Below are 21494 nucleotides of genomic sequence, written 5' to 3'. Positions count from 1 at the left end.
AGCCATTTGAAATTCTGGCAATCGCTCCAGCATTTATGCTGGAGAGGAAAGTCCATGCTCGCACGGTTCTGAGATGACCGTAGTGTTCGCGCCCAGTGAAACAATAAGCTGGGGCAGCTAGCAATAGCTGACGGCGGGTAGAACGCCTAAGTCTTCGGATATGGCCTAAATACCCTGAAGGTGCCACAGTGACGGAGCTGTATAAGAAATTATGCAGGTGGAACGAGGTAAACCCCGTGAGCGAGAAACCCAAATTATGGTAGGGGCACTTTTCTGAAGGAAATGAACCGATGAAGAGGCAGGCGCAAGCTTGCAGATAGATGGTTGCTGTCCACTAGTACGAGGTGCAAACTGTTTGAGTACGTGGAAACAAAACATGGCTTATAGAATTTCACATGGTCTTAAAATGCTTATCAAAGGCTCTCCTGTCGGGGAGCTTTTCTTCATATTATGAGTCGAAATGTTAAAAGTATAGATTTTGAAGAAGTCTTTTCAGGGTGACGCTTTCTTCTAAGAGATATCCAGAGAATATAAACTTAAATGTTTTGCGGAATAACCTACAAGATTTATAAAATTTGCTTCCTTATTTTTCTGATTTATAAAGATATGGAGCACGCCAACGGAGACTCCCGCGGTATAGCGAAGTGCCGAAATCCAATCGGACAGCAAGTCTGAGTTAGTTCGGCGCAAGCCCGCAAGAAAGCGGAGTTGGTTTGCGGAATATCAACAGCAGAAAAGGAGTTAATATTAAAAAGAGATTAACCTATATACTGAAAATATATAGGTAGGTCAATTGACCATCAATCAAACAAACATTGAAATCTGAAATAGTGAACAACTGGAGAGGGAGTCGTTATGACAACATTTAAATTGCTCGCAACCGCCGCGATGGGCCTGGAGTCCATTGTCGCCAACGAAGTAAAAGAATTAGGGTATGAAACAGAGACTGAAAACGGCAAAGTGTTTTTTGAAGGAAATGAACGCGATATCGCCAAAACCAACTTGTGGCTGCGGACAGCTGACCGCGTTAAAATCATTGCTGGGGAGTTCAACGCGTATACCTTTGATGAATTGTTCGAACGCACAAAAGAAATCGAGTGGGAAAAATTCCTGCCGGTGGATGCGGAGTTTCCCGTACAAGGAAAATCCGTAAAATCGACGCTGCACAGTGTGCCAAACTGCCAGTCGATCGTCAAGAAAGCAATTGTCGAGCGCTTGAAAAAAGCCTATCACCGCAATTCCTTCTTGGATGAAACCGGACCGCGCTTTAAAATCGAAGTGTCGATCCTGAAAGACAAAGTGCAATTGTCCATTGATACGAGCGGAGCAGGGCTGCACAAACGCGGCTATCGTTTGGACCAAGGGGAAGCCCCATTGAAAGAAACTTTGGCTGCAGCTTTGGTGAAACTATCAAGATGGACACCTGACCGTCCATTCGTCGATCCGTTCTGCGGTTCGGGTACTATTGCCATTGAAGCGGCAATGATTGGCCAAAATTTGGCGCCTGGCTACAACCGCGATTTCGACAGCGAAGAATGGCCATGGATTGGCCAGGAAATTTGGGATGAGGTTCGCGAAGAAGCGGAAGAGCTGGCAAATTATGATCAGCCCCTTAATATTCTGGGCACTGACATCGACCACCGCATGCTGAAAATTGCGGAAGAAAATGCCCGGGAAGCCGGCTTTGCCGATTTGATTCAATTTGAACAGCGCCAAGTGAAGGATTTCACCACAACAGAAGAAAACGGCGTTGTTGTCGGCAACCCGCCTTACGGCGAACGTCTGGGCGAAATTGAAATTATTGAAGAAATGATTGCGGACATGGGGCGGATATTTGCGAAACACCCAACATGGTCCATATACATGCTGTCATCGATGGGGCGTTTTGAAACGCTATACGGACAGCCTGCTACGAAAAAACGTAAATTATTCAACGGATTTATCCGTACGGATCTTTTCCAATTCTGGGGAGAACGTTCAAAAAATAAATGAGACGAAACGGGAGGGCACTGGCTCTTCCGTTTCTCTGTGAGGAGAGTTTATGAGACAGCCACTACCATTTCCTTTATCAAAGGACAAAACTTTCTTTGAATCACTCAATGACTGGATCGGCGATGTATTTTACGATGAATTGCCTGAAAAAGGCTATGATCTGCGCGATGAACAAATTTTTATGTCGTTCCAAATCGAGCAGGCATTAAAAGAAAAAGCAGTTCTGTTTGCAGAAGCGGGCGTCGGCACCGGGAAGACGATGGCTTATTTACTTCCTGCCATTGCGTATGCACGTTACACAGGCAAGCCGGCACTTATTTCGTGTGCAGACGAGACTTTGATTGAGCAATTGGTCAAAAAAGGCGGGGACGTGGACCGCCTGAATGATTTATTTGATTTGAATCTGGATGTCCGTTTGGCGAAATCACGCGATCAGTATTTATGCCTTCAACGCCTGGAAGGGGCCAAAAAGCGCAGTGATGCCGATTTTCTGGATGACATTGAATACAGTCTGCCGGAATTTGTCAACAAAACGTACTCTATGCAAAACACGTATCCCTATGGCGAACGCTCAAGCTATCCGGAAGTTACCGATGAAGAATGGCAGCAAGTCAATTACCACCCGATTCAAAACTGCAATGCCTGCGACATGCGAAATAAATGCGGACAGACCATTCACCGCAACCATTATCGTCAAGCGACAGATTTGGTCATTTGTTCGCATGATTTCCTAATGGAGCACATTTGGACAAAAGAAACGCGCAAACGCGAAGGCCAGACGCCATTGCTTCCTGAATTCTCGCAAATTGTGCTCGATGAAGGGCATTTGCTGGAATTTGCAGCCCAGCGTGCATTGACATATGAAGTGCAGGAAAGCACGCTTCAAGACGTTACAGAAAGCATCCTTTCCGACGGCATGCGCGAAAAAACTTTGAACATGATCGAGCAGACGATCGATCTTCACAATGATTTTTTCCGCCTGCTGCGCATTCATACCGTTAAAAGCGATGAAGACCGCAAAGCCATCACTAAAGCTCCGGAATTGGTCCAAGTCGGCAAGTTGCTGATTCGCCACATCGATTTGATGATGGAAGAATTCGTCTTTGAAGGCGAGCTGTTCACCATTCCGGAATACGAACTGCGGTTGGCTGAAGAGTATTTCGAACAATACACATTCTCTATGCGTTTATTCGTAGAAGAAGGCGACGCCGTCACATGGCTGGAAATTAAAGATGAAATAGAGACACTGGTTATCATGCCGCGCCTCGTTACCGATATATTGGATGAAAAATTGTTTGATGGAAAGATTCCAATCATTTTTTCTTCGGCTACTTTATCAATCCAAAAAGATTTTACCTACTTGTCAGACAGCTTGGGAATCGACAAATACCAATCGTTTTCGGTACCGTCGCCATTTGATTATGAGGATGTTATGAAAATCTTCAAGCACCCGCTCGAGCAAAACCAGAAGTTTGAACGAGTTTATGACCTATTCAGCACAGGCGACCAGTCGCTCGTTCTGTTCACTTCGAAAATGGAAATGGACAATTTCAAAAAGTCGCTTCCATTGGATCATCAATACACCATCGAATTTGAAGGAGACCGCGAGCTGTCGACAGTGGTCAAGGAATTCCAGAGTGGAAAGTTCCAGATTTTGTGTTCCTATCATCTATGGGAAGGCCTCGATTTACCGGGTGAGGCATTAACCAAAGTCATCATCGTCGATTTGCCGTTTCCACCGAAAGATCCGGTTTTTGATGCCAAACGCAAATTCAGCAACAACCCGCTGGAAGAAATTGATTTGCCATTTATGCAGCTGCGCATCCAGCAGGGCATTGGCCGTTTGATCCGTACGTCAAATGATTACGGCGAGATTCATTTATTGCTCAATGAAGACGAATTGCGTGTCGAGCATTTATGGGAAACCATTCTGCCGGTTCCTGCTGAAAACTTTTAAGTGATTCGGTTGCTTGTGATACAATAGTCACATCAACCATTGGAGGGATTTTTGTGTCATTCGAAAAGCAGTTTACCGAACACTTTAGCAAGATCAAAGGCTATAATGAAGCAATTGCGTTATTGTACTGGGATTTGCGTACCGGTGCACCGAAAAAAGGAGTGGAATTGCGCTCTGAAACGATCGGTACCTTGTCAGAGGAAGTATTCAATTTGTCGACTTCCGATAAATTTGGCGAATTGCTGAGTTCTTTGGAAGCGGAACAGGCGACACTCGATCCATATATTCGCCGTTCTGTAGAAGAAGCGCGGAAAGAATATGATTTGAGCAAGAAAATTCCGCCGGAAGAATACAAAAAGTTCATCATCCTTCAATCCAAAGCGGAATCTGTTTGGGAAAACGCCAAGGAAGCTTCAGATTTTTCGTTGTTTCTTCCTTATCTGGAAGAGCTGGTCAGCACGACCAAGAAAATGATTGGCTATTGGGGCGAGAAAAACGGCAGCCCTTACAATACATTGCTCGATCAGTACGAACCTGGAATGACCACAGAAGTACTCGATGAAGTATTCGGTAAACTGCGTGAACGCATTGTGCCGCTCGTGCAGAAAATTGCGGCTTCTCCAAACAAACCGGAGACAGCCTTTTTATACGAGCATTTTCCAAAAGAAGCGCAGCAGGATTTCAGCCGCCAGATGCTGGAGCAGCTAGGCTATGACTTTGAAGCAGGAAGATTGGATGAGACGGTTCACCCGTTTATGATTTCCATCAATCGCCAGGATACCCGTGTCACTACCAAATACGACGAAGCTGATTTCCGGACAGCTGTTTTTGGTACCATTCACGAAGGCGGACACGCCATGTATGAGCAGAACTTGGGTGAGCTATTGGCAGGTTTGCCGATTGAAACGGGTGCATCTATGGGGATTCATGAGTCGCAGTCCTTATTTTGTGAGAACTTTATTGGCCGCAACGAACATTTTTGGCAGCAAAACTTCAGCTTGTTGAAAGAATATGCACCGAAACAGTTTGCAGACGTTGAGTTAGTGGATTACGTGCGTGCCATCAATGAGTCCAAACCTTCGTTGATCCGCATTGAAGCAGATGAACTGTCGTATGCTTTGCACATCATGGTGCGCTACGAACTTGAAAAAGGTCTGTTTAATGGCGACCTTCAAGTAAGCGACTTGCCGAAGTTGTGGAATGACAAATACGAAGAATATTTGGGCGTTCGCCCATCTAATGATGCAGAAGGCGTACTGCAGGATGTTCACTGGGCAGGCGCAAGCTTTGGCTACTTCCCTTCATATGCTTTAGGTTATATGTATGCTGCTCAGTTTAAAAACGCGATGCTGAAAGACTTGCCGAATTTCGATGAGCTTTTGGCGGACCGCAACATTCAGCCGATTCGTGAGTGGTTGACTAAAAATATTCACCAACACGGCGCTTTCAAAAAGCCATTGGATATTTTAAAAGATGTGACTGGGGAAGGCTTAAACCCGGATTATTTAGCCGACTATTTAGAAGAAAAGTATTCGAAAATCTACCAGTTAGAACAATAAGCACCAGCCGCCGTGAGTTTTCATGGCGGTTTTTCTTATTTAGTAAGACAATTAGCGAATTGTTTGATTATAATAAAGACGGAGGCGATAAACGATGTTAAAATCATTCAGTTTGGAAGGCAAGACGGCAATTGTTTCGGGAGCGGGCAAAGGAATTGGCAAAGCAATTGCCATGGCGCTTGCAGAGGCAGGTGCCAATGTGATGCTGGTGGCGCGTACCGAATCAGATCTGCAGCAGACCCAGCAGGAAATTGGCAATGACCGCACAGCATACATAATTGCAGACATAACAAAACGCAGCGATATTCAAGTTGCAGTGAAAAAAACAGTTGAGCAGTTTGGAGCGATTAACATTTTGGTAAACAATGCTGGAATGAACATTCGTTCTTCGTTATCGGATGCTACTGACGCGGAATGGCATCAAATTATGGATACCAACGCACAAAGCGTTTTTATGTTTTCGCAGGAAGCTGTCAAAAAGATGGACAGCGGCAGCTCGATCATTAACATCAGCTCAGTTGGAGGAGACCGTGCACTGAAAACTGGCGTTATTTATGCAGCGTCCAAAGCTGCGATCATTCAGATGACCAAGGTCATGGCGATGGAATGGGGACCGAAGAATATCCGCGTCAACGCGATCGGGCCGTGGTATTTCAAAACGCCTTTAACTGAAAAAATACTAAGCGATTCCGAATACTTGGAGTCCATACTGGCTGTTACTCCAATGAAGCGTGTTGGGGAATTGCCGGAAGTAGCATCTCCAGTTGTATTTTTAGCATCAGACGCAGCAAGCTATATTACCGGCCAAACACTCTTTGTTGATGGCGGCATGTCCATCCATGGATTTTCATAAGAAAAACAACATCCTTCCCAAAATCGGGAAGGATGTTTGAGCTTTTAGACAAAAGAATATTTACGAGACCAAAAGAATAAAATCTCATTTGGTCAGGTTTTATACGGAATCCTGCGCTCCAGCCGGACGCTTTCGGGCTCACAGGATGTGGGTCATGCAGCAGGCGCGACAGGACGTCGCGGTGCGGGCTGCCGCGGACGAAGCGCTGAGCCTCCTCGTCGCAAGCTCCTGCGGGGTCTCCTTCAAGTCTTTGCGACGAAGCTAGCGCAGCGATGCAGGAGTACATGTTTGCCCTTCGCCGTCTTGCGCTTCGGATCCTTGAGTGAAGAGATTACTAGGCTAGTTGAAATTGTTTCATTGGGAAATTGACGAGCAGCCTGCTCTCTTTCATCAAAGCCGCACGCTCCAACCGGGCTGGCCACGAAGACTCCTGTGGGAGCAGCGAAGCGACGAAAGCGGAAGACCCCGCAGAAACACAGTGACGAGGAAGCTGAAGCTTGAGCCTACGGAAAGCGAAGTGGCCGGATCGGTTGGGAGTATGCACGACTATTCATTTTATTGAGCCTTTGTCTACAATCTGCAACATCCTTCCCAAAAACGGAAAGGATGTTTTTCGTTCTTCCACAAAAATGATATGATAGAGAACAGTAACGGAGAAGGAGATTTCAAAATGACAGTTCTTGATCATAAAAAAGAATTACTTGAAACGGCTCATCTGTACCGGATCTTTCAAGACAATGAAGATACCGAGCGGGAAGCGAAAGCGCATTTATTTGCAAAGAAAATCTTAAAAAATAATTTCATTATCGGGTTTGCCGGCCATTTTTCATCTGGCAAGTCTTCTATGATCAATGCACTGACAGGTGAGACCTTATTGCCTTCCAGCCCAATTCCAACCAGCGCCAATATCGTCAATGTCCAAAAGTCAGAAACCGACTTTGCCATTGTCAATATGCGCAACGAGAAGCCAGTCTATTTCCCGGAAAATTATGATTTTAACGCGGTCAAAGAATTTTGCAAAAACGGAGATGTTACGCAGATCGACATCGGCCATCAGGCTTCTGTCCTGCCAAAAGGCATCACGGTTATGGATACGCCGGGAGTGGACTCCACAGACGACGCACACCGCATGTCGACAGAATCCGCCTTGCATGTGGCCGACATGGTTTTTTATGTGATGGATTACAACCATGTCCAATCTGAGCTGAACTTTAATTTCACTAAAGAATTGCAGAAATACACGGATTTGTATTTAATTGTCAACCAAATTGATAAGCATCAAAGCAGTGAAATGAGTTTTGCAGATTTCCAGCAATCGGTGCATGATTCGTTTGCAGCGTGGGGAGTGGTTCCGAAAGGGATTTTCTTTACATCGCTAAAGGATTTCGAGTTTCCAAACAATGATTTTGAGCAAGTCAAAGATCTCGTTTCTTCAACCATGCAAGAGTGGGAGGGCCATGTCGGCGAAGCATCGGATTCTGCCTTAAATCAATTAAAAGATGAACATATTCAATTTTTAGAAGACGAAAAAACAGAACGTTTACAGGCATTTTCAGAAGTTCTAGATCTACAAGAATGGGAAATGCGCGAAGACTTGAAAAAGGAAAACGCTCTCGTATCACGCAGAATGTCTGTACAGGATTTTGAAAATTGGCAGGCCAAATTTGAAAAAAGCCGCAAAGAACTGTTGGAAAACTCGAATATTATGCCTTATGAGCTGCGCAGTGCATTGACCAACTACTTGGAATCCATACAGCCAAACTTTAAAGTCGGTATGCTGTTCAGCAGCAAAAAGACTGAAGAAGAGCGACAAAAAAGGCGCCAGGAAGTGGATGAACGCCTTGAGACCACTGTATCTTCCCAAATTACCAACCACTTAAAAAAATTGATGAAATCTTCTTTGAAAGATGCCGGCATATTGACTGACAGTGAGTCTTTGGCAATTGACGACATGGTTTTTGATGTCCCGTTTTCTGTGGTCGAAGAACAGGCACCAGCTGGTACTTCGATGACGGGGGATGCAGTACTTAATTTTGCCAATAGCATATCCACTGCCGTACAGCGCTGGTTTATCCGTGAAACGGATGGCTGGAAAAAAGCACAGGAAGAAAAGTTCGACGGACTGACGGACGATGCCAGTACGGAAATAGACATGAAGGCACAAACCTTATCCAAAAAAGTATTGGCAATTCAGACGCTTGAAGAAATGGACAGCAAAATTGATAAAGTAAAAAAATCCTATTCAGCAATGCTCCCCAAACAAAAAACCGCTGCCGAAGATAAAGTAGAACAGTGGCTGAGCGAATTTGAAGTGTCCATTGAAGAAATGACCGAATTTGATCCAGCTATGCTCGAAAAAGGTGACCTTCAGCCAGAAGAACAGACACAACAGGCTGAAACTCTTGAAGTGGCAGCATTCGACGAGATCGCTGTGCTCGAGCGTGCCAAGCGGACTGCCGAAGTAATCGACCCGATCAAAGGCTTTGCAGAAACAGCCGCTTACTTGAAGCGAAAAGCGGGACGGCTTGAAGGACAGGAATTCACTATTGCGTTGTTCGGTGCTTTTAGTGCAGGAAAGTCTTCATTTTCAAATGCCTTAATGGGGGAGAACGTTTTGCCGGTGTCTCCAAATCCAACAACAGCAACGATCAACCGGATCCGGCCAGTTTCGGACGAGCATCCGCACGAAACCGCAGATGTGCGTTTAAAGACCAGTGCTCAAATGACAGAAGACGTGAAAAATTCCTTCCATGTTCTAGGGATTGATGTCACTTCTTTGGACGATGCATATGCCAAGTCGATGAAACTTCCAGATAATACCCCAACAGAGCAGCAAGTGCATAAATCATTCATTTTAGCCTTCAACAAAGGCTATTTGGAATTCAAGGACCGTTTAGGTGAAACCTTGCGGACCAATCGTGAAGACTTTGGTTTGTACGTCGCAAAAGAAGAAAAAAGCTGTTTTGTTGATGAAATTGATTTTTATTACGACTGTGAACTAACGCGCAATGGTGTGACACTTGTGGACACGCCTGGAGCAGATTCCATCAATGCACGCCATACCAATGTCGCGTTTGAGTATATTCGCAACGCGGATGCAATTCTGTTTATCACTTATTACAACCATGCATTTGCGCGGGCGGACCGGGAATTTCTTATTCAGCTTGGACGAGTGAAAGATGCGTTTGAAATGGATAAAATGTTCTTTGTGGTCAATGCGATTGATTTGGCCAATGACGAGCAGGAAAAAGATGCAGTCGTCACCTATGTCAAAGACGAGCTGCAGCGTTTCGGTATTCGTTTTCCACGACTGTTTGGCGTTTCCAGCTTGATGGCGCTGCGGGACCGGCAGCATTCAGGCATGCCGGAGTTCGAAGAAGCGTTCCAGCACTTCCTAAAAGAAGAACTGAAAGGCATGGCGGTCCAATCGCTGGCGGAAGAAGAGCAGAAAACAGTGAACCGTTTCCGCAGCCTGATCGAACAAACCGAAAAGAACTTATTGAGAAAAGACGAAAGGCTGGAAGAACTCAAGCACTTGGAGCAGCAGCTGCGCATCTTGTTTGGTTCATCCATTGCCAAATTGTTGGAGCGGGAAGCCCTGCAGGAGCTGGATGAATTGCTGTATTATGTCAATCAGCGAGTGTTTTATCGGTTTAATGATTTCTTCAAAGAAGCCTTTAACCCCTCGGTTTTTTCAAACAAATCGGCACAGGTGGCACTGGATACCGCGTTGCTGGATATGAACGAAATGACCGGCTTTGATTTCCAGCAGGAGTTGCGCGTGACCAATTTCCGGCTGACCCAGTTCATCGAAAAGAAACTGGAGTCCCGCTTTAAGGAAGATACAGCAAAACTGAAAGAGCAAAATGCCGATTTTTCGTTTACGCCATACGAAGTTCAAGAAGCAGAGTCATTGGATATTGATAAACCGTTCACGAATGCGGACTACTCCTCAGTCAAATCGTATTACAAGAACAACAAAAGCTTTTTCGAGAAAAACGAAAAAGAGAAGATGCGCGATGCACTGCAAGCAATGATGGAACCCGATGCGCTGCGCTATTTGGAACAGGAAAAGAAAGAGTTGGCTAACTGGTCGGAATTTTGGATTGAGCAGGAAGCAGAAGGTCTGCGCCAACACATTCTTCGCCAGGCAATTGATCAGATCGATTCAGAGCGCACCTTGCTCCAGCAATCCGAAAAATTGGCCCAGTGGAAAGAATTATATTCAAACTTAATGGATGGAAGGGTGTAAACGATGTCAGTTTTTATTGAAACGACCGATACCGAAAACCATAGGTGGATAGATGCACGATTCGATTTGAAAGATCCGTCTGCCGGCAGAAAAATGTATGAACAGCAGCATGTAGCGGGCGCTGTGTTTTGGGACCTTGAGAAAGACCTGTCGGACATGTCTGCAACTCAAGGGCGGCATCCAATGCCATCTAAAGAGCAGCTGACCCAATTGTTTCAGTCGAGCGGTTTAAACTTAGAAGACTCTATCATTATTTACGATCAGGGCGGTTCGCCTTATGCAGCACGCGCTTGGTGGCTGTTGAAATACGCTGGCTTTGAAAAGGTCCACATCAGCCAAAAAGGCTTTCGCCAGCTTAAGGAACAGGGAGTTGCGGTAACTGCGGATAGTCTAAGCCGTCAGCCATCCCAAATCAAACCAGATTTCAATGAAGAGATTTTTGCAGATCAAGATTATGTGAAAGCCGTTATTCGCGGCGACGAACTGGGTGTACTGGTTGACGCGCGTTCTGCAGCACGTTATGCAGGGTTGGAAGAACCTATTGACCCAGTTGCCGGAAGAATTCCTGGAGCACGCAATTTGGATTGGGCACAATTTGTCTCAGAAGGCGAGTTTCAGTTGGAGCAGGACATTAGCCCGGTGGTCCAAAAGCATGAACCGGCAGTTGTTTATTGTGGGAGCGGCGTGACAGCTGCTGCACTGTATGTCGTTCTTGCGGAAAAAGGTTACGATCAGCTGCGGCTTTATATGGGAAGTTTTTCGGATTGGATTACTGACGCCGAAAACGTTGTTGAATTTGATCGCGGTGAACATCCGGAAGCGGCTGACGATGAAACCAAAAAGATTTTGTCAAAATTGATCGAAGAAGGCTATTCAGGAGAAATGCTGATGAAAAAGTTCGAATATGAAAAATCATTAGTGGAAAAAGAATAAAAAATTCCCCGCCAGCGAATTTACTGGCGGGGAATTTTAGTTATTCAGTTAGCTCTGTGTTGCGCGTCAACAATACACGAATAATTTGATGATTTTCCATTTCGCGTACAGTGATTGAGTGATTGGCCAGTTCAACCGATTGGCCTTCATTGATATCGGTGTTCTGCAGTTGAATCCAGCCGCCAATGGTATCGACATCTTCGCTGTCATCGAACTCGATAGCAAAGCGATCTTCCAGATCAGAAAGCAGCACACGGCCATTCAATAAATAATTATTGATGTCGACCGCTTTGATCTCGTCGCGTTCATCCTCGTCAAACTCGTCGCGGATTTCCCCGACGATCTCTTCCAAAATATCTTCCATCGTGATGACTCCCGCAGTTCCGCCATATTCGTCAACGACAATCGCCATATGGACATGCTCTTTCTGCATTTTCAGCAGCACATCTTGAATGGGGGCCATGTCATGAACAAAGGGAATGCCGTGGACGACGATGCTATCGTTTAAGTCCTGCTTGTAGGTATAGTTGGTCAACATTTCCTTGACGTTGACAAAGCCGAGAATATCGTCTTTATCTCCCTGTTCGGTGACGGGGTAACGGGTGTACTGATGTTCACGTACAATTTCCATCAAATCGTCGTGGGTCATATCAAGTGAAATGGTCTCCATTTGTGTACGCGGCAACATAATGTCTTTTGCCATACGTTCGTCAAAAGAAAAAATGTTCTGCATATACGATAGTTCCGTTTGATTGATTTCACCACTTTGGTAGCTTTGCGTCATGATAATTTTTAACTCTTCTTCCGAATGGGCTTGTTCATACACAGCTGGCTCGACACCGAAAGCGCGAAGCAACAACCGGGCAGATCCATTCAAAAGCCAGATAAACGGTGCCAAAATGACGCCGAACACATAGAGCGGACGGACAAAGATAAAAGCCATTTTTTCCGCATATTGGATCGCCAGCGTTTTGGGTGCCAGTTCACCAATTACGACATGCAAGAATGTAATGATGGAAAATGCAATGATAAAGGAAAGAATCGATGCAGTCGATCCTTCGATTCCAAAATTCTCAAACACCGGGTGCAAAATCCGTCCAACAGTTGATTCACCTAACCAACCAAGAGCAAGTGCCGTTACGGTAATTCCCAATTGGCAAGCAGACAAATAATAATCCAAATTGCGGATGATTTTCTGCGTCAAAATGGCGTTTTTATGGCCTTCTGAGACAAGTTGATCGATTCGGGATTTTCTCACACGAATAATTGAAAACTCGGATCCAACAAATAAAGCGGTCAGTCCGATTAATAGAGCGACCAATAACAAATTGAGAATGGGTATACTGTCCAATACGTCCCTCCGACTGGGAGGGTTCACCTCTGCTTTCTATAAGTATGGACAGTATAACATAGATGCCAACCCATTTACCTTGTGGGCGAATCAAAGAAAATTCAATCCTTGTGTATTGAATGCAGCGTCAAATAAACTTATGATGAGAAGAGAGAAAAGGAGTGGTTTGATGAAAGTGCTATGGCATGGGGGAACAATATATACAATGGAAGCAGAAGGCGCTGTCGCGGAAGCGGTATTGGTGTCTGATGATCACATAGAACGAATTGGTACGTACGAAGAATTAAGAGGACAGGCGGATACCGAAATCGATTTGCAGGGAAAAAGCATGTACCCTGGATTTGTCGACAGTCACATGCACATGATTGGCCATGGTGAGAAATTGATGCGAGTCGATCTGTCAAAAATTGCAAGCTCAGAAGAAATGCGCGAGCAGTTGGTCGAGTCAACGCAAGAACTGAACCCTGACGAGTGGTTTATTGGGGAAGGTTGGAATGAGAATAATTTTGCCGACCGAAAAATATTTCACCGGCACGAACTGGATGAAATTAGCCGCTCACCGATGATGTTGAAACGGGTATGCCGCCATGCGATCTTGGCCAACTCCAGCGCTTTGGCGCTTGCAGGCATCACAAAAAACAGTCCAGATCCTGAAGGTGGAGTGATTGTTCGCGATGCAGATGGCGAACCAACAGGCTATTTATTGGACGCAGCACAGGACCTGGTGGCAAATCAAGTTCCAGAGGTTAGTGTCGAGTACTTGACGCGTGCACTTCAAAAATCAGTCGATGATTTGCTGTCGCTTGGTTTAACGGGTGCACATACAGAAGATATGGGCTACTACGGCCATTATTCACGTCCCCTGCAGGCGTTCAAAAACGTCATTGGCGGCCAAGTGAAATTTCGGGCACATTTGCTCCGGGCGCACAGTGCATTTGAAGAAATGATGGAAAATGCGTCATATGCAGAGCCATTTGTGGATCCAGGCCCAATGAAAATTTTTGCGGATGGTTCGATCGGCGGCAGAACGGCATTGCTGAGCAAGCCGTACAATGACGATCCATCAACAATTGGGGTTGCCATTCAATCTGATAAGGAGTTTAAGCGATTGGTTTCCATCGCCCGTAAACACGGTGAGGCTGTTGCAATCCATGTGATCGGAGATCTAGGTTTGGAAATGGCATTGGACGCGATTGAAGCGCATCCGGTCCCTACTGGAAAGCGTGACCGTTTGATACACGCGATGGTGGTCCGGGAAGATTTGGTAGCACGGATGCAACAGATAGATGTTGCGTTGGATCTCCAACCAAGCTTCGTTACATCTGATTTCCCATGGGTAATTGAACGCCTTGGGGAGAGCCGTCTGGAGTGGGCATATACATGGAAAAAACTGCTCGACCACGGACTGATTTGCGCTGGAGGATCGGATGCACCGATCGAAGAAGTAGATCCATGCCTTGGGATATACGCTGCAGTCACTCGCAGAAAGCCGTACGACTCACACGAAGGCTATCAGCCGGAAGAAAAATTGTCCCGCTTTGAAGCGATTCAATTGTATACCAGCGGCAGTGCAGCAGCTATCGGGAAAGAAGCAGTGCGCGGTGTAATTCGTGAAGGTTTTGACGCCGATTTTACCATCTTTGATCGGGATTTGTTTAACGGAAATGAAGAACAAATTTTAGAAGCACGAGCGGATATGACAGTAGTGGCTGGAGAAATCATGTATCAAAGGGGCGGACAGGCATGATGGAAAAAGAAGCATACATCATTACCGGTGCATCTAAAGGAATTGGGTTTGAATGGAGTCGCCAGCTTAGCGAAGCCGGGCATGTGGTCATTGGTATCGCAAGAACCAAACCAGAAAACTGGCCAGGCAATAGCTTTTTGCCGTTCGATCTAATACAAATTGACGCAATTGAAGATTTAATTGCACAAGCGGTGGCGTTAATTCCTAAAGAAATAAAAACCATTGTATTGGTGAACAACGCCGGTACGATCGAACCGATTGGACTCGCACATACGAACGATGCTGTTCAAGTAAACCAAAGCATTGTGCTCAACTTAACAGCACCGATGTTGCTCTGTGGCGCATTTATCAGCCAACTGATTAACAGCCAGGCGGACAAAAAAATCATCAATATTTCATCGGGAGCCGGACGCAAAGCCTATGAGGGCTGGAGTGCTTATTGTGCCGGAAAAGCGGGTCTGGACCATTTTAGTTCTTGCTTGGATACGGAAAACGAAGGAGTTAAAGTGGTCTCTGTAGCACCAGGGATTATTGATACCGGTATGCAGGAAAAAATTCGCGAAAGCGACGCTGCCGATTTTCCATTGATCGAGAAGTTTTTGGATTACAAGGAAAGCGGGATGCTTAGCAGTCCGGAAGAAACAGCACATTTGTTGATGGAAATGACCCAAAGGCCAGATTTTAACGAGCTGCCGGTTATTTTGGATATTCGCAATCTACCGGCAGTAGAAAAGGGGAGCTTGAAGTGAACAACACACCCGAACCTATCCTGCTCAAGCTGGCTGATGCCGACCAAGCAGGAATTGATATGAAAAGCCCTAAAGCTGTTGTAACATTCTTGCTTTCCCAAGGTGAAAAAGAATCTATTCTCTTCTTCTACAAGCCGAACAGCGTGGAATTTGATTTTGACAAGTTTGCTGGTGCCGTCGAAGAAATGAACAAACAGAAGAAATAAATTTTACTTTTTTAAAAAATTCAAATAAAGTGAAAGTCCGTAAAATGTTTATTTGCATTTACGGGCTTTTTTGTTGGTCTGGATTCCTCGTTTTTCCTTGCAGGCCTGATTATAACCAAATTCTATAGGGCAGATAAAGGATGCATGCAAGTAGAAGTTTGGGATTTGTAAGCCTTTACTTTATTCGTCAATTTCTGTCGATTTATAACCGTATCCGATGTATAATATACCTGAATTTTTCTATATAAAACTAACTGCCATTATCTGACGGGGGGATAGAGCCATGCTGTTGATTCCATTTTTAATTGGCCTAGTGTTCATTTTGATTCATTTCTTTGCAAGTGTTCTTGTTCCTACGGAAAAACTCAAACAGATGAAATGGTTTTCATTTTCAGGTGGATTGGCGGTTTCGTATATTTTTATTTACTTGCTTCCGACTCTGCACAAACAACAAACGAATATTGAGGAGCCTTACCGCCGATTGACGATGGAGTCGGAGATTTATTTTGTTGGTCTTCTCGGAGTTGTTCTATTTGTTGGCATCCAGATCATGATTCAAAACAACTATATTTCTAATAGATCCACCTTTTGGTCCGTCATTTCGTTCTATGCGCTTTACAACGCCCTCGTCTCCTATTCAGTACTGTCTTTCGAAGTATCGGCTATACAAGCTGTGTTTTATTGCGTGGCAATCGGTCCGCATTTTGTAGCCGTTGCCCATGATATGTGGAGAAAATTTCCAGTCGAATACACCAAATACGGCCGCTATATTTTGGCTCTAGGAATTGTGGTGGGTTGGATCGTTGCGTTAACAACCGAGCTAACGCCACTTTTTAAATCCATTATTTTTTCCCTTGTGTCTGGAGCAATGATTTTCACAGTATTTAAACACGAACTGCCAAATGAAAAAGAAACGCATTTTCCTACCTTTTTAACAGCTGTTCTCGTTTATTCTGTTATCACCATGTCATTAAAATTTTTCTTTGAGTGGTGAGTATGGCAGTTAGTTAATTTGGTTCGACGTGAACATGAACTGAAGAAATCTCAAACTTGGCGATCAATTCTTTTTCTACTTTTGTCGAAATATCATGAGCCACTCGTATATCTAAATCAGATCGGACCAAAAGTACAACATCAACGACTGCGCTATTGCCATAGTTTCTGGCACGGATATCTTTTACCCCTTTGACGCCATATACGCCCAAAACGATATCTTTATACGATTCGAGCATAGTTTCATCAAATCCATCCGTTAAATCATGAGTCGCATCCCAGAAAATTCCCCATGCAGTCTTGCATATTAAAAAGCCAACCAACACAGCTGTTACAGGGTCAAGCCATGAAAGGTTGAATTGAGCACCGATAATCCCTACAACCGCAGCTATGCTTACCCAGGCATCAGAAAGATTGTCCTTAGCTGCAGCGCGGACAGCTTGGCTATTAATTTTTTTGGCCAGTTTATTGTTATACCGGTAGACAAAGTACATGACGATAGCGGAAAAAATACCTGTCCATGCTGCGAGCAGATCTGGCGCTTCGTGGCTTCCTTCAAAGACAGAGAGGATTGCAGTGTAGACGACTTGCAGACCTATTGCCATCATAATAAAAGAAGCAACTAAAGAAGCAATTGTCTCTGCTCTCCAATGTCCATACGGATGGTTATCATCGGCGGGTTTTTGAGACAATTTCAGCCCAATTAAAACGGCGATGGAAGCGACAATATCAGTCACATTATTCAATCCATCTGCTCTGAGGGCTTCAGAATTTGCGGTGTACCCAATAAATAATTTGAGCACGGATAAAATAAGATAGGCAGTGATGCTCAACATCGCTCCTTTTTCACCTAACTTTAAGTTGTCGAATCTTTCTTGTTCCATTATCTGTTTCCCCACTCTCAATGTCATTAGAGTATAGTAACAGATGAAGATCGAGTGGGTCTATTGAAAAGTTTTTTCAAAATAACAAAAGGAAAGTGAGTGGGAAAGAAAGTTTCAATAAGGAAAGACATAGAAATTTGTTGGTTTGATGGGATTCAGTGTAAACTTACAAGCTATTTTATACGATAAAAGAATAACGAGAGAAGTAAAAAAACAATATATAAAAGTTTTTTTACATGCAACTAACTTAGCAAAAGGTTTGTAGCCTAAGTCATACAAACTAAAAATTCTCTATAAACAGAGCAACGGATATTTTCCGTTGCTCTGTTTATAGAGAATAAAGCTAGAGTGTTTCTAAACGAACCAACTGAAACAAATTACACAAATGATCCAAGAGAGCCAAGAGCAAATGAATAAACATCAAAAGCGATGTGAATCAATAGCGGAATAATAATGCTATTGCTTTTTAATCCAGCCAAGTTAAAAAATATTCGAATCAATCCTTGAACAAAGATCACGTGTGCCAATGTGTCAATCATACTTCCACTATAGTAAGTAGAATAGTGGAGCAGTCCAAAAATGATTGCACTTACCACAACCCCAACAGTCTGAGCTAAAAGTAAGTTTTTTGTTTTTTGAAAAATCAAGTTCGCTATTGCCAGCAGGAAAAAAAAGCTAATAACTTCTTCAAACAGCAAAACAAATGGCAGCGAGATGAGGGTTTGAACCAAATGCTCTTCTCCTGGATTGGGTTGGAGGGGCGTATCAACAATCATAGACAATAAAAATCCAGATATCATGCTGACGATAATTGCAATGATGAACCAACCAAAAAAATTTTTAACCGGTTTAACAGGCTTTGAAAAAAGATCTTTGATTCCTTGCACCCCAAAACCAATAAGCAAAGCGACGAGAGACAGCAACGGGACAACAATAATTTTGAGTGTGAAAAGCCATCCATTCGGTGGAACTTGTAAATCTATCCAAAATACCACTATCAATATTACGAGGGAAATCACAAGACCAATCCATTTCAAGTCATAACTTGTAATGATCTTATTCATTGGAAACCCTCCACTAAAGGTAATTTTGTGATTATTATAGCAGGTATTTAGTTTCGGTCTATAAGACTTTCTGCCTTTCGGAGTTATACTTCATTTAAAAATTTTTGAATAGAAGTTTTTTGTTGTTTTACAACAAATGTTCACAAAAAATCACGAAACCTTGTTGTTTCAGCGAATCCTTTATTCTATGATAAGAAAGCATTCATTCACCAATAGCGATAAGAAAAGTTGAGAAAGGAAGATCGATATGATGCCAATTGAAAGGCAACAACAAATTTTAACGTGGCTGGAGCAGGAAAGTTCTTTAAAAATTTCTGAGCTAAGCAAAAGGCTGAAAGTTTCTGAAATGACAGTTTACCGTGATCTTCAGCCATTAATCGATCAGCAGAAATTACAAAAAACTTCAAACGGGATTGCACTGGCTGCCCCAGCTGCTCTTCCAGCCGGAGTTTGCAGTTACTGCTTGAAGCCAGCAAACTCCCGTATGGCGTTTCAACTTATCAAAACATCACAGCAAGTAGAGCAAACTTGCTGTGCACATTGCGGGCTGCTGCGCTACCGGGACATCGAATCAGAAGTTGCGCAGATCATTTGCCAGGATTACTTAAAAGACACCACCATCAGCGCAAAAATGGCAGTCTATTTGTTTGATGCGGATCTTCAGCTCAATTGCTGTCAACCCCAAGCCATTCCATTTGATAATGCAGCTCAAGCTAAGCAATTTCAAGCAGGATTTGGCGGAGAGATTGTCAGATTTGAACAAGCGATTGAGCGTATTTCTAATGAAATGAATGGCAGTATTTGCTGTAAAAAGTAATCAACAAGGCATTGCTGCATTGTTAAAAAGGCAAAGGATCGGCGATACGAACTTAAAATAAAAGCAGGCAATTTCACAGATATAGAAATAATCTAAATCACAATTTCTTGCGTTGTCCAAATAGAATTGCAGCTGACAGGAGAACTTTTACATAAGCCACGATAGACATCTGTCATGTCCTGCAAAAAAGCCAGCACACTTTCGAAGCACGGGAAATGAGGATCACTAATGAAAAAAGAACCAGAGAAACAAGCAGCTCCAGCCGCAATAAAAGAAAATGGCAATCAGTTTTACAAAACAGTTTGGAGGTGGCATCTGTATGCGGGAGTCATTTTCGCGCCGCTCCTTGTGCTGCTTGCCATAACAGGATCGGTGTATTTGTTCAAAGCCGAAATCGAAAATGTTCTCTACGAAGAGTATTATGAGGTTCCCGCGCAAGGGGAGCGAGTTGGAGCTACTGAACAGCTGGATGAAGTAAATCGGATTTATCCAGGTGCTATTATTACTAAATACCGTCCAGGAGAAAGCGACACGCGATCAAGTGAAGTGACAATTATGGATGGAGAAGAATCCTTAACGGTATTTATAGATCCGTATACCGGCACCGTCATCGGTGAACTGAACAACGAAGACCGCATTATGGACAAAATCGAAGAAATTCACGGAGAGTTGATGGCTGGAACACTCGGCGACCGAATTGTCGAATTGGCAGCCAGCTGGGCCGTCGTGCTGATCGTGACCGGTTTCATTCTTTGGCTGCCAAAGAAGAAAAAAAGAATGGGAGGGGTGTTGTTTCCTCGCTTGCGTAAAGGAGTAAAGGTGCGAAGACGCGACCTTCACGTTGTGCCCGCGGTCTGGCTTTCTGCAGGTTTGTTGTTTTTAATCATGACCGGATTGCCGTGGTCAGGTTTTTGGGGAGCCAATTTCCAGGCCCTCACTACCAATACAGGAGAAGGCTACCCGCCTTCTGTTTGGGTAGGCGGCGCACCGGCATCCAACGTTCAAACACAGGACATCGCCAAAGTGCCATGGGCTGCTGAAACCTTGGATGTTCCTATTTCGGACATTCAAGGACTGATTCCGCTGCCTTTGGATAAGGTAGTGGAGATTGCAGAACGGGAAGGCATTTTCCCAAGCTATTCTATTTTTATTCCGCAGGAACCGGAAGGCGTTTATACGCTATCCGTTTTTCCGCCAAAAGCACAAGACGAGGCGACAATGCATATTGACCAATACTCAGGCGCAGTTTTAGCGGATTACCGCTATGACAATTATGGGGTGATCGGCAAAGTCGTGGCATGGGGAATTACGCTTCATAAAGGTTCGCAATTTGGATTGGCAAATCAGCTGCTTAGCCTCTTCATCTGCCTGGGAATTATTTTCGTCGCCATCAGCGGAGTCTATTTATGGTGGAAAAGAAAGCCAGGAAAAGGAATGGGCGCACCGGCAGCACCTGCACTTTTTAAAACAAAATCCTTTTTTATTCTTATGATCGTGCTGAGCTTGCTATTTCCCCTTGTAGGACTTTCAATTGTCATCGTCTGGCTGATCGACTGGTTGATCATTCAACGCATTCCAAAAGTGAAAAAATGGTTAAACGCATAATTGCAGGAAAGGGTGATAACTAAAATGAAAAAAACCAATTTTATTGTTTTTATCCTTATCGGATTAGCGGTGTTGAGCGGCTGTTCGCTAAGCAGTGATGCGGCAGATTTATATACAAAGGAATCGCCGCTCCAAGTGAAAGTGAACACGCCGGATCAACTTGTTTCAGGAGAAAAAATTGTGCTGCAGGCTGTTTTGCAGCAAGAAGGCGAGTTGCTGGAAACAGCCGATTTTGTTCATTTTGAAGTATGGAACCGGGATGGATCGGTGCGTTTTCCAATGGAAGAAGCCATTAATGCAGGAGAAGGGGTGTATGAGCTCTCTGTGGAATTTGAAAACGATGGCTTGTACTACTTGGAAGTGCATGCTGGAAACAACGGATCTCTCGTCAGCCCGCAGCACCAATTTGTAGTCGGCGAACTTTCAGACAGTGAGCTGGAGAGTTTGCAAAAAGGACCCGCACCGGCAGAAGGAGCACCTGAACATCATCATTAGTACCCTATAAAAATCGTCCAACCTGGTTCTGTGGAAT

Annotated in this window: 16 protein-coding genes and 1 other RNA gene; 14 read left to right on the top strand and 3 right to left on the bottom strand. The window is 44.2% G+C overall.

Annotated elements, in window-relative coordinates; translation table 11 throughout:
* The first annotated feature begins 9 nt into the window (after window positions 1-9).
* The 7 genes from rnpB (at window position 10) to AC4EG4_RS01205 (ending at window position 11546) form a co-directional block, all read left to right on the top strand.
* Window positions 10-389: RNase P RNA component class B (rnpB, locus tag AC4EG4_RS01235), an RNA gene on the top strand.
* A 466-nt stretch (window positions 390-855) separates the two neighbouring features.
* Entirely contained in the window at window positions 856-1992 is a 1137-nt protein-coding gene (locus AC4EG4_RS01230; protein WP_490986716.1) for a THUMP domain-containing class I SAM-dependent RNA methyltransferase, read from the top strand.
* Window positions 1993-2041: 49 nt separating this feature from the next.
* Window positions 2042-3949 carry an ATP-dependent DNA helicase gene (locus AC4EG4_RS01225; protein ID WP_490978094.1) on the top strand — a complete coding sequence of 636 codons (1908 nt, stop codon included), beginning with the start codon at window positions 2042-2044 and terminating at the stop codon, window positions 3947-3949.
* Window positions 3950-4002: 53 nt separating this feature from the next.
* Window positions 4003-5508, top strand: a complete 1506-nt coding sequence (locus AC4EG4_RS01220; RefSeq protein WP_490978095.1) for a carboxypeptidase M32 — start codon at window positions 4003-4005, stop codon at window positions 5506-5508.
* A 94-nt stretch (window positions 5509-5602) separates the two neighbouring features.
* Window positions 5603-6361, top strand: a complete 759-nt coding sequence (locus AC4EG4_RS01215) for an SDR family NAD(P)-dependent oxidoreductase (protein WP_490986715.1) — start codon at window positions 5603-5605, stop codon at window positions 6359-6361.
* A 670-nt stretch (window positions 6362-7031) separates the two neighbouring features.
* The gene (locus AC4EG4_RS01210; protein WP_490986714.1) at window positions 7032-10613 is read left to right on the top strand and encodes a dynamin family protein; all 3582 of its coding nucleotides are present in this window, start codon (window positions 7032-7034) and stop codon (window positions 10611-10613) included.
* Window positions 10614-10616: 3 nt separating this feature from the next.
* Window positions 10617-11546 carry a sulfurtransferase gene (locus tag AC4EG4_RS01205; protein ID WP_490986713.1) on the top strand — a complete coding sequence of 310 codons (930 nt, stop codon included), beginning with the start codon at window positions 10617-10619 and terminating at the stop codon, window positions 11544-11546.
* Between the two features lie 40 nt (window positions 11547-11586).
* On the opposite strand, the gene AC4EG4_RS01200 is transcribed toward AC4EG4_RS01205, so the two are convergent.
* Complete coding sequence (locus tag AC4EG4_RS01200; protein WP_490978099.1) at window positions 11587-12897, bottom strand: hemolysin family protein; 1311 nt, start codon at window positions 12895-12897, stop codon at window positions 11587-11589.
* Window positions 12898-13066: 169 nt separating this feature from the next.
* On the opposite strand from AC4EG4_RS01200, the gene AC4EG4_RS01195 reads away from it, so the two are divergent.
* The 4 genes from AC4EG4_RS01195 to AC4EG4_RS01180 all read left to right on the top strand — a co-directional run bounded on the left by AC4EG4_RS01195 (window position 13067) and on the right by AC4EG4_RS01180 (window position 16593).
* Window positions 13067-14644, top strand: coding sequence for an amidohydrolase (locus AC4EG4_RS01195; protein WP_490986712.1), 1578 nt, complete (start codon window positions 13067-13069; stop codon window positions 14642-14644).
* Window positions 14641-15393 (top strand): SDR family NAD(P)-dependent oxidoreductase, encoded by a 753-nt coding sequence (locus tag AC4EG4_RS01190; protein WP_490978101.1) that lies wholly within the window; start codon window positions 14641-14643, stop codon window positions 15391-15393. Before AC4EG4_RS01195 ends, AC4EG4_RS01190 begins: the two co-directional genes overlap by 4 nt.
* Window positions 15390-15599 (top strand): hypothetical protein, encoded by a 210-nt coding sequence (locus AC4EG4_RS01185; RefSeq protein WP_490986711.1) that lies wholly within the window; start codon window positions 15390-15392, stop codon window positions 15597-15599. Before AC4EG4_RS01190 ends, AC4EG4_RS01185 begins: the two co-directional genes overlap by 4 nt.
* Before the next feature lie 283 nt (window positions 15600-15882).
* Window positions 15883-16593 carry a hypothetical protein gene (locus AC4EG4_RS01180; protein WP_490978103.1) on the top strand — a complete coding sequence of 237 codons (711 nt, stop codon included), beginning with the start codon at window positions 15883-15885 and terminating at the stop codon, window positions 16591-16593.
* 13 nt (window positions 16594-16606) lie between these two features.
* Here the strand turns inward: AC4EG4_RS01180 and AC4EG4_RS01175 are convergent, their stop codons facing one another.
* Window positions 16607-17476 carry a cation diffusion facilitator family transporter gene (locus tag AC4EG4_RS01175; RefSeq protein ID WP_490986710.1) on the bottom strand — a complete coding sequence of 290 codons (870 nt, stop codon included), beginning with the start codon at window positions 17474-17476 and terminating at the stop codon, window positions 16607-16609.
* 377 nt (window positions 17477-17853) lie between these two features.
* Window positions 17854-18540 (bottom strand): CPBP family glutamic-type intramembrane protease, encoded by a 687-nt coding sequence (locus tag AC4EG4_RS01170; RefSeq protein WP_490978105.1) that lies wholly within the window; start codon window positions 18538-18540, stop codon window positions 17854-17856.
* A gap of 247 nt (window positions 18541-18787) precedes the next feature.
* Between AC4EG4_RS01170 and AC4EG4_RS01165 the strand changes: the two genes are divergently transcribed.
* From AC4EG4_RS01165 to AC4EG4_RS01155, 3 genes are all read left to right on the top strand, one after another.
* Window positions 18788-19357, top strand: a complete 570-nt coding sequence (locus tag AC4EG4_RS01165; RefSeq protein ID WP_490978106.1) for a DeoR family transcriptional regulator — start codon at window positions 18788-18790, stop codon at window positions 19355-19357.
* Between the two features lie 228 nt (window positions 19358-19585).
* Complete coding sequence (locus tag AC4EG4_RS01160) at window positions 19586-20962, top strand: PepSY-associated TM helix domain-containing protein (RefSeq protein ID WP_490986709.1); 1377 nt, start codon at window positions 19586-19588, stop codon at window positions 20960-20962.
* Between the two features lie 24 nt (window positions 20963-20986).
* Window positions 20987-21457, top strand: coding sequence for a FixH family protein (locus tag AC4EG4_RS01155; protein ID WP_490986708.1), 471 nt, complete (start codon window positions 20987-20989; stop codon window positions 21455-21457).
* The last annotated feature ends 37 nt before the right edge of the window (window positions 21458-21494 follow it).

The organism is Planococcus sp. TJ-201, assembly GCF_058268495.1.
This window is presented reverse-complemented; position numbering and strand designations above follow the sequence as displayed.